The sequence below is a fragment of the Sulfitobacter sp. HI0040 genome, from assembly GCF_001634885.1.
Lineage (GTDB): Bacteria > Pseudomonadota > Alphaproteobacteria > Rhodobacterales > Rhodobacteraceae > Sulfitobacter.
Map to the genome: position 1 here is coordinate 22,048 of NZ_LWEX01000135.1, position 11,793 is coordinate 33,840.

Sequence of the window (11,793 nt, forward strand, 5' to 3'; positions counted from 1 at the left end):
CCCTTTTTTCGCCGTCGGTATTCTGCCGGTCTCGCGTCGGTACTGGTGGCCCGGCCCCGGAGCAGTGATGCCGGATGGGCCGAGCGTTCGGAGGCAACCCGGATCAGCGGGTGCCGCCCGGTTGCCTCACACCAGCACCGAGCCCTTGGCGTCGATGACGCCTTGCGTATCCACGTCGCCCAGCAGCATTTCGTTATGGGCCTTGCCCGAGGGGATCATCGGGAAGCAATTTTCGTGCTTCTCCACAAGACAGTCGAGGATCACCGGGCCGGGGTGCTCGATCATCTCCATGATCGCATCGTCGAGCTTGTCGGGGTCGCTTACCTGGATGCCCTTCGCGCCGAAGGCTTCTGCCAGCTTCACGAAATCGGGCAGCGCCTCGGACCAGCTTTGGGAATAGCGCTCTCCGTGCAGAAGCTCCTGCCACTGGCGCACCATGCCCAGACGTTCGTTGTTCAGGATGAACTGTTTCACCGGCAGGCCGTACTGCATCGCGGTGCCCATTTCCTGCATGTTCATCAGCCATGACGCTTCGCCCGCCACGTTGATCACGAGGCTGTCGGGATGCGCCATCTGCACACCGATGGAGGCCGGAAAGCCGTAGCCCATCGTCCCCAGCCCGCCGGAGGTCATCCAGCGGTTCGGTTCCTCGAAACCCATGTATTGCGCGGCCCACATCTGGTGCTGGCCCACCTCGGTCGTCACGTAGCGATCATGGCCCTTGGTCAACTCCTCCAGCCGGCGGACGGCGTGCTGCGGTTTGATGGTCTTGCCTGCCTGCTTGTATTTCAGGCAATCCACCGCGCGCCAGCTTTCGATCTGTTTCCACCATTTCGCCAGCGCTTCGCCGTTCGTCTTGCGACCGCGCGATTTCCAGACCTTCAGCAGATCCTCGAGCACATGGCCCACGTCGCCGACGATGGGAATGTCGATGCGGATCACCTTGTTGATCGACGAGGGGTCGATGTCGATATGCGCTTTTTTGGACTTGGGGCTGAACATATCCACGACGCCGGTGATCCGGTCGTCGAAACGCGCGCCGATGTTGATCATCAGATCGCAGCCATGCATCGTCATGTTGGCCTCATAGGTGCCGTGCATCCCCAGCATGCCCAGCCACTTGTCGCCCGAGGCGGGATAGGCGCCCAGCCCCATGAGGGTCGAGGTGATGGGAAAGCCTGTCGAGTCCACCAGCTCGCGCAGCAGCTGCGACGCGGCCGGGCCGGAGTTGATCACGCCGCCGCCGGTATAGAACACGGGCTTTTTCGCGCTTTCGATGGCGGCCACGAGTTCCGTGATCTCTTCCATGTCGCCCTTAACCTTGGGCTGGTAATGAGAGGTCGACGGTTTGGGTGGCGCATAGGTGCCGGTGGCGAACTGCACGTCCTTGGGAATGTCGATCAGTACCGGACCGGGGCGGCCATGGGTCGCCACGTGGAATGCCTCATGCAGGACGCCGGAGAGTTTGTCGGTCTCCTTCACCAGCCAGTTGTGCTTGGTGCAGGGGCGGGTGATGCCCACGGTATCGGCTTCCTGAAAGGCGTCAGAGCCGATCATGAAGGTGGGGACCTGACCCGTCAGCACCACGATGGGAATGGAATCGAGCAGCGCATCGGTCAGCCCGGTCACGGCATTGGTCGCCCCCGGGCCGGATGTCACTAGCACCACGCCGGGCTTCCCGGTGGAGCGGGCGTAGCCTTCGGCGGCGTGCACGGCACCCTGTTCGTGGCGCACCAGCACGTGTTTGATGCTGTTTTGCTGGAACACCTCGTCATAGATCGGCAGGACGGCCCCGCCGGGATATCCGAATATGGTATCGACACCCTGATCGATCAGGGCCTGTACGATCATCTTTGCTCCGGTCATCTGGCGTGTCATCTGGCTGCTCCGTAAGGCGTGCAATTGTCTGGCGCATAAAAAAGCCCCCGGGGAAACGGGGGCGCATGGGTTGGGGTATGGTTGTCCGTTACCGGCCCATGCGCGAAAATCCTACGATGACGACTAGTGCTGTCACGTTTGGGCTCCTTCAAGCGTTGCGGGACATTATGACCGCCGTTCGGGAGGGTCAACCGCCGGGAGCGAAAAAAATGTCGCGCGGCAGGCATTTTACGACAGATTCTTGCGAGAGGTCCTGATGGCAGGCAAGTTTCGGCAATAAATTCGCGGCAAATTGCAACTTTCGGCGCCTGAGCGCTGTCAAAGGCGCGCGCCGGTCCCCTGCAGCACCCCATGTTCCATGGCATAGCGGGTCAGCCCGGCGGTGCTGGAGATGCCGAGCTTGCGCTTGATGTTCTTACGATGGGTTTCCACCGTCCGCACGGAGATATCGAGCGCCTGCGCCACGTCCTTGTTCGTGCGCCCCTGCGCGAGTTTGAGCAATATGGTCTGTTCACGCTCTGTCAGCGCCTCACGTTCTGCGCCGTCCTTGGGGGCGAGCGATCCCTGCGCGCCGGTGCAGAGGTAGCGTTTGCCCGACATTACCGTGTCGATGGCGGTCTTGATTTCTTCGGTGGGGACATCCTTCAGCAGGTAGCCCTGCGCGCCGTGACTGAGCGCGGAGGCGATGTACTCGGGATTGTCATGCATCGTCAGGATCACGACATGCATGTCCGGTCGGCGTTCCAGCACGATTTCCGTCGCGCTCAACCCGCCGAGTTCGGGCATGTTGAGGTCCATCAGGATCACATCGGGCGCCATTTCCTCCAGCTGCGCGATGACCTCGCGCCCGTTGGAAAGGATTCCCGCGATTTCGATATCGTCATAGCTTTCGAGGATCGACTGGATGCCTTCGGCCACCATCGGGTGATCGTCGACGATGAGAACCCGGACCGGGTCGCCCGAAGAAGGCAGGGGTTTGGCTGCGGGCATGGGCCTTGCCGTCATTGGGCTGCGATGTCCTGTCTTGCGGATGCGGGCGCATCCGGGTTTTCCTCTTCGGGGGGGAGCATATGCGTCAGCGGTACGGTGGCGTCAATCGTGGTTCCCCCGCCCGGGGCAGACTCGATACGCAGCTGCCCACCAAGCTGTTCGACCCGTTCCTGCATGTTGCGCAACCCCAACCCGCCGCCGCTGGCGGGGTCGCGTGCGAGCCGTCCGAGGCCCACACCGTTGTCGGTGATCCGCAGGGTCGCGCCCTTGCGGTGGCCGCGCAGGTCCACGGCCACGCGGCTGGCGCCTGCGTGCCGTTCGATGTTGGTCAGCGCTTCCTGAGCAATCCGGTAGAGCGCGATCTTGCCGTCCTCGTCCATCCGGTTTCGGAAGACGACGGTGTTGAAGCTGGTGGCGATGCCCGTGCGGGCCTCGAAGGCCTCCGTTAGGGTCTTGAGCGCGGGGCCGAGGCCCAGATCGTCCAGCACGCCGGGGCGCAGGTCGCGGCTGATGCGGCGTACCTCCGCAATCGCCTCCGCCAGCGAGGCGATCCCCTTGCCGAGCGGTTTTTCCGCGCCGGACTCGCCCCGGTCGAGCTTGCGGCGCGCGGTGTCGAGCGCATAGCGCACGCCCACGAGGATCTGGCTGATGCCGTCATGCAGTTCGCGCGCCACGCGACCGCGCTCCTCTTCCTGGGCGTCGAATACCCGCTGAGTGAGCCGCTTGAGCTTGGCATCCGCCAGCCGCCGTTCGCGCAGGTTGACCAGCATCCCGCTGATGAAGACCGCCAGCAGCGCGGTCAGGGTGATCCCCCCGATATAGAGAAAGGTGCGATGCACCCGCGCCTGCACATCCGCCCGCGCCGAGGCGGTGGAGGCGAGCACATCGTCGATGAAGACCCCCGTGCCCACGGCCCACCGCCACGACGGAAAGGAGGTGACATAGGTGATCATGCGCCCGACCTCGCCGGTCGAGGTCTTGGGCCAGAGATAGCTGTGAAACCCGGCCCCGTCGCGGGCGATGCGGATCAGTTCGTCCACGACCGGCGTGCCTTCGGCGTCTGTCTGCCCGCGCCAGTTGCGATTGATCCGCTCGGTCTGCCGGGGCGAGACGAGCGCGTTGCCGTCGTAGTCGTAGACGAAGAACTGCCCGTCATCGCCGTAGATCATCGCCGACAGGATCTGCGCCACCTGCGCCTTGGCTTCGGCATCGTCGGGTGCCGCGGATCCGTAGATGAAATAGAACCCGTTGCGCGCCTGGGTGACATAGTTGCGCAACTCCGCCTTCTTGGCCTCGATCAGCTGCGCTTCGAGCAGATCGATCTCCCGCTCCGCCAGCGCGCGGGCCTGCAATGCAACCACCACGGCGATGGCGGTGGCTGCCACGATCAGCGGCACGGAGGCCAGAAGCGTGAGCTTCTGCGCATAGCTGAAGGGGGAAATCAGGCGCAGGTATCGAAACATGATCCACAGCGATACGCGCAAACGGGCGCGAATCAAAGGGAACCTGTCATGCCGCCCGCGCCGCGGCATTGGCCTTCGCGCCCCGCTCCGGGTGCCGCAGGGGCAGGGAAGGGGGCTATTGGACCGCCTCCCGGTCCCTCCACCGGTCAAAATCCTGCGGCGGAGGGGGCTTCTACGCAGTAGTAGGTATTTCAAAAGCACCCGGGATCGCTAATGTAGCGCCACTTGAAACGACCTGTGCGTCATCGGCGACACGGGCGTCCTTATGGGAGGAGTATCAAAATGGACCGTCGTTCATTCCTTAAGACATCCGCACTCGGCGGCACCGCTGCCGCAGCCGGTACGCTGGCCGCACCGGCCTACGCACAGGGCAAGCGCACGCTGACCATGGTCACGTCCTGGCCCCGCGGCTTTGCCGTGCTCGACGATGCCGCGACATATCTCAACAACATGGTTGACGAGATGTCGGACGGCACGCTGACCATCGACAAGAAAGCCCCGGGCGAGCTTGTGGGCGCCTTCGAAGTATTCGATGCCGTGTCCTCCGGTCAGGCGGACATGTACCATTCGGCCGACTATTACTTCATCGGCCAGCACCCGGGCCTTGCCTATTTCACCGCCGTGCCCTTCGGCGCCACGGCGCAGGAGCTGACCAACTGGTACCTGCATGGCGGCGGCCACGATCTGCACAACCAGATCGGCGAGATCTTCAACATGAAGATGTTCCTCGCAGGCAACTCCGGCTCGCAGTCCGGTGGCTGGTTCCGCAAGGAAATCAACTCCGCCGCTGACTTCAACGGCCTGAAGTTCCGCATGCCGGGTCTCGGCGGCAAGGTGCTGGGCAAGCTGGGTGCGTCGGTCCAGAACATCCCCGGCGGCGAACTCTATCAGGCGCTGTCTTCGGGCGCGCTGGACGGTCTCGAATGGGTCGGTCCCTTCGCGGACGAGCGCGCGGGCTTCCAGGAAGTGGCGAAGATCTACTACACCGCCGGTTTCCACGAGCCGGGCTCCGGTCTGACCGCCTCCATGAACCTCGATGTGTTCAACGAGCTGACACCGGCACAGCAGAAGATCGTCGAATATGCGACGATGGCCACCACGCACACCGGTCTGGCGGAAACGCTGGCGAACAACGGTGCCGCGCTGGCACGCCTGCAGCAGCAGGGCGTGAAGACCATGCAGTTCCCCGACGACGTCTGGGATGCCTTCGGCAGCGCCTCCAAGGAGGTGATGGACGAGAACATGGACGACACGCTCTTCGCGGACATCCGCGAAAGCTTCGAAGCCTCGCTCCAGTCCTCGGCGGAATGGCTGTCGAAGTCGGACGCCTATTACGTCAACCAGCGTCAGCGGGTGCTGGGTCAGGGCTGACCGCCCGGGCATGAATAACGTGGGGGGCTGCCTTGGGCGGCCCCTCGCCTGCGTTCACGTCCGGCATCAGACCGGGCGAAAGACTGCCGCGACAGGGGCGTTACGCACCTGAACGTACGGGGAGGGGACAATGGAAAACGATGCTGCCGCCGGTTGGTTCGGCGCCGTGATCGACGGGCTGATCTGGTTCTTCACGAACCTCGGTCTGGCGTTCTACAACTTCTTTTACGCGCTCGCCAATCCCGGTCTCTGGCTGGACTGGTCGAATGGCGAATCGCTTATGCGGTTCATCTATTACGGGGCATCGGCTGAACTGCTCTTCGTGCTGCTGGCGATCTTCCTCGTGGTGACGGTGATCGGTTTCATCAAGCGTGACTTCATGTGGGCCTGCGTGCGCGGGCTCGAAGGCTTCGCCAACGGGGTCGGTCGGTTCTTTGCCTGGGCGGGTCTGCTGATGGTGCTTCAGCAGATCATCATCGTGTTCATGCAGCGTATCTTTACCCGGCCCGACATTTCCTTCGGCTTCGGCATCCCCCTGCAATACGACATCTCGTGGTTCGCGGAGGAGCTGAAGCTCTACAACGCGCTCGTTGTCACGCTCTGCGTGTCCTACACGATGGTGCAGGGCGGGCATGTGCGGGTCGATCTGTTCTATGCCGGGGCCAAGTTCCGCACCAAGCGCGTGATCGACATGCTGGGCGCGCTGCTCTTCATGATCCCTTTCGCGGTCATCACATGGCTTTATGGCTGGTTCTTCCTGTGGCGCCATCTTGTCACGCCGAACCCGTCCGCGTCGGACCGGCTGGAGCTGTTGCTGCGCAAGGCGCGACTGCTGCGCTGGAACGTCGAGACGATCGGCTTCTCGCCGAACGGCTTCAACGCATATTTCCTGTTCAAGGTACTGCTCGTTCTCTTCTGCGTCATGGTCATCCTGCAGGCCGTCGCGGTGTTCTACCGCGCGCTGCTCGAATTCCGTGAGGGCCCCGAGAGCGAGGGCAAATATCTGGACAAGGACACGCTGGGCGAGGGCGAAGAAGCCTTCGAGGGCACGCATTAATTCAAGGGGCATCGCTTCATGCTATTTGGTCTCGACGGGGTCGAAATCGGCCTGATCATCGTCTTTATCTGTCTCTTCGGCGGTATCCTTTCCGGGTTTCCCGTGGCCTTCGCCATCGGCGGGGCGGGGATCATCTCTTTCGGGATCATCGCGGCACTCGATTCCGCGGGCCTGCTGATACATCAGGCCATCGACCAGTCGAGCCAGGCCTACCGCGATCTCGTGAACTCCGGCGTGCGGGACGAAGCCATATCGGTCTTCCGATATCCCGACCTGCCCAGGACCGCGGTGTCGGTCTTTCCGCAGGGCTGGGAAGTGGCACTCGACCGGAACGTGTCCTTCATCGTCAACCGGATGAACGAACGCGTGCTGGCCGGCCAGTCGATCGAAACCCTTCTTGCGGTACTGATGTTCGTGCTGATGGGCATCACGCTGGAGCGGTCCAAGATCGCCAATGACCTGCTGACCACCATGGCGCGTGTCTTTGGCCCGCTGCCGGGCGGTCTGGCCGTTTCCATCGTCGTCGTGGGCGCCTTTCTTGCCGCGTCCACGGGCATCGTCGGTGCCACGGTGGTCACCATGGGTCTGCTCGCCCTGCCGACCATGCTGCGCAACAACTATTCGCCCGAGATCGCGACCGGCGTCATCGCCGCCTCCGGCACGCTTGGCCAGATCATTCCGCCTTCGATCGTAATCGTTCTGTTGGGCACTTTGGCAGGCGATCTCTACAGTGCGGCGCAGGAGGCACGCGCTACCGCTGCCGGTTGTACCGACGCGCTGACCTTCCTTGGCGAACCGGCGGTCGTTTCGGTGGGTACTCTGTTCCAGGCGGCGCTGCTGCCGGGTATCCTGCTGGCGCTGCTCTATGCGCTTTATGCCTTCGGCTATGCGCTGATGAACCCCGACAAGGCGCCCGCCGTGCCGATGGGGGCCACCAATGCGGAACCCGTGACGAAGGGCGAGGCCTTCACATGGTTCCTTGGCGCGCCGGCGCTTCTGATCGTCGGCACCATCCTGCTGGGCAACCTCGGCATCGTGGGCAGCCAGTCCACCACCGTTTCCAGCTTCTCCGACATCGGCGAAGCGGCAAGCCTGCGGACCAACGTGGGCCCGGAATGCCAGGCCTCGATGATCGAGTTGCACGGGCAGGCCGCATGGGACGCCGCGGTGGCCGAACAGGCCCAGATCGACTCCGAGGGCGGCATCCAGCAGAGCGAGCGCCTGTCCGAAGAAGCACTGGTTGAAAAGCGTGCCGCCAAGGTCGCGAGCGCAGCGCCCGTGGGCACAGGCGTGGCGATCATCCTGATCATCCTCGCGTTGTTCCTGACCACCGCGCGGGGTGTCTCACCCTCTGCAAAAACCCGACCGCTCATCATCGGGGCCATCGGCGTGGTGCTTGCCGTGCTGGTCGATATCCTGCTGGTCGGGCCGTTGACCTCTTCCGGGGTAATGGTGGTGCTGATGGCCATTCCCTTCGCGCTGATCCTTTACGGTGTTACCTATGCCACCAAGGTCTGCGCGGGGAACGAGTTGATCCGCGTCGTCTTCCCGCCGCTCATCCTGATCGTGGCGGTGCTGGGCTCCATCCTCGGGGGGATCACCAACCCCACACCGGCGGCGGCACTGGGGGCGGGCGGGGCCATCATGCTGGCCGCTTACCGCAAGCTGAAGGATCAGGACCGGTCGCCCAAGATCGTGATCTTCTCCACCCTTGCCATCGTGGTCTGCATCCTCGTCGGTGTGAACTTCGATCTGCGGATCAATACCGAATCCGTCAGCTTCGAGTCCTGGATCGCCTTTATCGTGGCCTATGGCGCTTATCTCTATGCCATCTTCGGGCTGCTGTTCTCCTGCTGGGTTCTCTACACCTCGGGCGTGCTGACGCCGGTGGTGCGCGAGACGGCGAAGGTGACCTCCATGGTCTTCACCATTCTGATCGGCTCGCAACTGCTGAACCTCGTGGTGATCTCCTTCGGGGGGGAGCATTACATCCAGCAGTTCCTCAAGAGCTTCGACAACGAATTGACGGTCTTCCTGATCGTAATGCTGGTGCTCTTCGTGCTGGGCTTCGTGCTCGACTTCCTCGAGATCATCTACATCGTCATCCCGATCGTGGGGCCGGTGATCTACGGCGGCACCTTCGATCCGAAATGGGTGACGATCATGATCGCGGTGAACCTGCAGACGTCCTTCCTCACGCCGCCCTTCGGCTTCGCCTTGTTCTACCTGCGGGGCGTGGCACCAGCGAGCGTGACAACCGCGCATATCTATCGCGGCATCGTGCCCTTCGTACTGATCCAGGTGGCGGGGCTTACGATCCTCTGGCTCTTCCCGTCGATCGTAACCATCGTGCCGGACCTCATTCCGAACTGACCCGGGAAGGGCATGTTCGGGATGTGAAAGGCGCCCCTTGGGGCGCCTTTTGCGTTACGGGAACTGACGTGGCGCTTTGACGGAAGGATGAGGGGCGCTGCCCCTCAAACTCCCCAAAGTATTTGGGATCATGAGAAGGGGGCGCGGGGCTGTTCGTGGGGTCGGTGGTTCAGCTGCGGCGGCGGGCCGTGTCAGGCAGCGAGATGTTGGCGACCTGCTCGGCGATGGGATCGGTGCTGAGGGGGTGCCGCTCGGCCGAGAAGGTTTCGGGGTCGCGCATGCGGCGCCAGCGGCCGCCCATATAAACCTCGAGCCCGGAGAACTTAGCCTTGTAGCCCATCTTCGGGCTGCCCGGCACCCAGTAGCCCAGGTAGACATACGGCAGCCCGGCGGCGCGGGCGATTTCCACGTGATCGAGAATGATGTAATTGCCCAGCCCGTCCTGCGGGCGATCGGGCGTGTAAAAGCTGTAGACCATGCTCACCCCGTCGGAGAGCACATCCGTGAGGCAGACCCCCGCGAGCGTCCCGTCGCTTTCGGAATATTCAATCACGCGGCTGCGGATCGGCGTTTCCTCGATCATCGCGGCGAATTCGAAGACATCCATATCCGCCATGCCGCCATCCGCATGGCGGCTGTCGAGATAGCGCCGGAAGAGCTCGTATTGCTCCTCCGTCGCCCAGGGCGAGGTGGCGCGGCGGGTCAGATCCGCGTTACGTTTGATCGTGCGTTTCTGGCTGCGCGTGGGTGTGAAGGCCGAGACGTTGATCCGCGCCGAGAGGCAGGCCGCGCAATCGGTGCAGGAGGGCCGGTAGAGCACATTCTGCGAGCGGCGGAACCCCTGTGCGGAGAGGCTGTCGTTCAGCCGGGCCGCGTTTTCCCCCTGCAGGGCCGTGAACAGCTTGCGCTCCATCCTGCCATCGAGATAGGGGCAGGGTTGCGGGGCGGTGACGTAGAACTGCGGTGTGAGGGGAAGCGTATGGCGCATGGGATTCCGGTCTTGAACTCTCCAACAGTAACAAGGGCGGCGGGTTTCGCCAAGGGCGCGGGCCCCGTCTTCAGCGACGCGCGCGCCGATTGATTGCCACGGTGCCGAGGATCATGTCCGTCAGGCCCTGTGCCCGGGGCGAGGTGGCCATCAGTACAATCGAGATAAGCTGGATCGGAGCCATTGCAACCGAGACCGCGTAGCCGCTGGTATGCAGAAATGCGCTCGTGAAATCGAAGGGCGCGTCGGAGGCATCGCGGAACTCAATCGCCATCAGCCGCATGCCCCATGTGGCCGAGCCGTTGGCGAGGGTGATCAGACGGTAGCAGAAGCCCACCACCATCATCATCGCCGGGAAAAAGAAGATACCCGTGAAGGCCGTGAAGGGCAGCAGTACCACGGTGACGAGGGCGATCAGCGTCACGTCGACAACCCATGCCAGCAGCCGCTTGAGGGCTACGCCGTCATAGAATTGCGGATGGGTTTCGGGATCAGGAGAGCGGAGCATGGGGGGATACTTTCGGATCGGGGCGGGGGATGTAAAGGCCGCGACCCGGGCAAATGGGTCGCGGCAGGGGATCAGGCTTTGGGTGTTTCAGCGTCTTCGCTGCTGTCACGCTTGGCGCGTTCTTCCATGAACTGGTCGAACTCGGCTTTGTCGCGGGCTTCGCGCAGGCGCTTGAGGAAAGCCTCGAAGTTGGTCTGTTCCTCTTCGAGTCGGCGCAGGGTATCGGCCTTGTAGGCGTCGAACGCCGCGTTGCCGGTGCTGCGCATCTGCGTCGCGAAGGGCAGGCGGGGTGCATGGCGTGTCCGCTTCGACGATCCCAGCCGCCCGCTCCAGAGCATATAGCCGAGGAGGGCGAGGCCCAGGGGCCAGAACAGGACGAACCCCACCACCGTCGCGGCGATCCAGGCGGCCTTGCCGCGGGCGTCGAGCCAGCCTTCGGTGCGGGCAAGAAGGTTGCCGCGCGGGGAATTCAGGGTTTCGGATGCGATGGTCGTCATCGTCGGTACCTTTCGTTTGGGGAAAGGCCGCCGGGCCTTTCGCAGTGGATGTGAACGTCTTTCACATTGCATAGATTGGGATCGGCCCATGGCTCTGCAAGGGGCGATGTGAATGTTTTTTACATATCCGTCGTGCCGGCCCTTTCGCCGAGGGCGCCGCCCGCGGGATTGACCTTGCCCCGGTGCCGCATCAATGCTGGCGGCATGACGCAGACATCGCTCGCCGCCCGCATGACCCGCAGCCCCCGTGTGCACAACGCAGACCGCGCCCGGGATGCGCTGAACCTGCTGGGCGACCTGCCGGTCGAGCTGCGCGAGGCCGTCGCGGGATCGGCATCCGCCGCCCCCTATCTGATGAGCCTTCTGGAAAAGGAAGCCGATTGGTTTCGCGGCGCTGCCGAAGATCCGGCATCCGCACTCGCGGCAGAGATCGCTTTCACCCGTGCGCTGGACAGCGCGGGCCTTTCCGATGCCCTGCGCAAAGGCAAACGCCGGATCGCGCTGATGACGGCGATGGCGGACCTTTGCGGTGCATGGACGTTGGAAGAGGTCACGCAGGCGCTCAGCCTTTTCGCCGATGCCGCCTGTACCGCCGCGCTGCGGGCCGGGGTGGCGCAGCAGATCCGGCGCGGCAAGCTGCCCGGCATGACCGAAGATGACCTGGCCGA

9 protein-coding genes and 1 pseudogene are annotated in these 11,793 nt (G+C 63.4%); 4 read left to right on the top strand and 6 right to left on the bottom strand.

What is annotated here, in order from left to right:
* Positions 1–126 precede the first annotated feature (126 nt).
* The 3 genes from A3728_RS09710 to A3728_RS09720 form a co-directional block, all read right to left on the bottom strand.
* Positions 127–1,878: an acetolactate synthase 3 large subunit gene (locus A3728_RS09710; RefSeq protein WP_067922773.1), complete on the bottom strand. Its 1,752-nt coding sequence runs from the start codon at positions 1,876–1,878 to the stop codon at positions 127–129.
* A gap of 318 nt (positions 1,879–2,196) precedes the next feature.
* Positions 2,197–2,868, bottom strand: coding sequence for a response regulator transcription factor (locus A3728_RS09715; protein ID WP_067922776.1), 672 nt, complete (start codon positions 2,866–2,868; stop codon positions 2,197–2,199).
* 11 nt (positions 2,869–2,879) lie between these two features.
* A complete protein-coding gene (locus A3728_RS09720; protein ID WP_067922798.1) occupies positions 2,880–4,331 on the bottom strand; it encodes a cache domain-containing protein in 1,452 nt (483 codons plus the stop codon).
* A 282-nt stretch (positions 4,332–4,613) separates the two neighbouring features.
* Here A3728_RS09720 and A3728_RS09725 point away from each other — a divergent pair, with 282 nt between their 5' ends.
* From A3728_RS09725 to A3728_RS09735, 3 genes are all read left to right on the top strand, one after another.
* Entirely contained in the window at positions 4,614–5,702 is a 1,089-nt protein-coding gene (locus A3728_RS09725) for a TRAP transporter substrate-binding protein (RefSeq protein WP_067922779.1), read from the top strand.
* A 130-nt stretch (positions 5,703–5,832) separates the two neighbouring features.
* Positions 5,833–6,759, top strand: a complete 927-nt coding sequence (locus A3728_RS09730; protein WP_067922781.1) for a TRAP transporter small permease subunit — start codon at positions 5,833–5,835, stop codon at positions 6,757–6,759.
* Between the two features lie 18 nt (positions 6,760–6,777).
* Entirely contained in the window at positions 6,778–9,132 is a 2,355-nt protein-coding gene (locus tag A3728_RS09735; protein ID WP_067922782.1) for a TRAP transporter large permease, read from the top strand.
* Between the two features lie 169 nt (positions 9,133–9,301).
* Here A3728_RS09735 and A3728_RS09740 read toward each other — a convergent pair whose 3' ends face one another.
* The 3 genes from A3728_RS09740 to A3728_RS09750 form a co-directional block, all read right to left on the bottom strand.
* Positions 9,302–10,120 carry an arginyltransferase gene (locus A3728_RS09740; protein ID WP_067922784.1) on the bottom strand — a complete coding sequence of 273 codons (819 nt, stop codon included), beginning with the start codon at positions 10,118–10,120 and terminating at the stop codon, positions 9,302–9,304.
* A gap of 70 nt (positions 10,121–10,190) precedes the next feature.
* The gene (locus A3728_RS09745; protein ID WP_067922787.1) at positions 10,191–10,628 is read right to left on the bottom strand and encodes an RDD family protein; all 438 of its coding nucleotides are present in this window, start codon (positions 10,626–10,628) and stop codon (positions 10,191–10,193) included.
* 71 nt (positions 10,629–10,699) lie between these two features.
* Positions 10,700–11,125 carry a DUF2852 domain-containing protein gene (locus A3728_RS09750; RefSeq protein WP_067922789.1) on the bottom strand — a complete coding sequence of 142 codons (426 nt, stop codon included), beginning with the start codon at positions 11,123–11,125 and terminating at the stop codon, positions 10,700–10,702.
* Between the two features lie 204 nt (positions 11,126–11,329).
* Here A3728_RS09750 and A3728_RS09755 point away from each other — a divergent pair.
* Positions 11,330–11,793 (top strand): annotated as a pseudogene (locus tag A3728_RS09755) (glutamine-synthetase adenylyltransferase); the annotation flags it as partial.

Bases quoted from the DNA above. Each gene is read 5' to 3' on its own strand.
- A3728_RS09710 (WP_067922773.1), bottom strand. From the start codon at position 1,878: ATGACACGCCAGATGACCGGAGCAAAGATGATCGTACAGGCCCTGATC.
- A3728_RS09715 (WP_067922776.1), bottom strand. From the start codon at position 2,868: ATGCCCGCAGCCAAACCCCTGCCTTCTTCGGGCGACCCGGTCCGGGTT.
- A3728_RS09720 (WP_067922798.1), bottom strand. From the start codon at position 4,331: ATGTTTCGATACCTGCGCCTGATTTCCCCCTTCAGCTATGCGCAGAAG.
- A3728_RS09725 (WP_067922779.1), top strand. From the start codon at position 4,614: ATGGACCGTCGTTCATTCCTTAAGACATCCGCACTCGGCGGCACCGCT.
- A3728_RS09730 (WP_067922781.1), top strand. From the start codon at position 5,833: ATGGAAAACGATGCTGCCGCCGGTTGGTTCGGCGCCGTGATCGACGGG.
- A3728_RS09735 (WP_067922782.1), top strand. From the start codon at position 6,778: ATGCTATTTGGTCTCGACGGGGTCGAAATCGGCCTGATCATCGTCTTT.
- A3728_RS09740 (WP_067922784.1), bottom strand. From the start codon at position 10,120: ATGCGCCATACGCTTCCCCTCACACCGCAGTTCTACGTCACCGCCCCG.
- A3728_RS09745 (WP_067922787.1), bottom strand. From the start codon at position 10,628: ATGCTCCGCTCTCCTGATCCCGAAACCCATCCGCAATTCTATGACGGC.
- A3728_RS09750 (WP_067922789.1), bottom strand. From the start codon at position 11,125: ATGACGACCATCGCATCCGAAACCCTGAATTCCCCGCGCGGCAACCTT.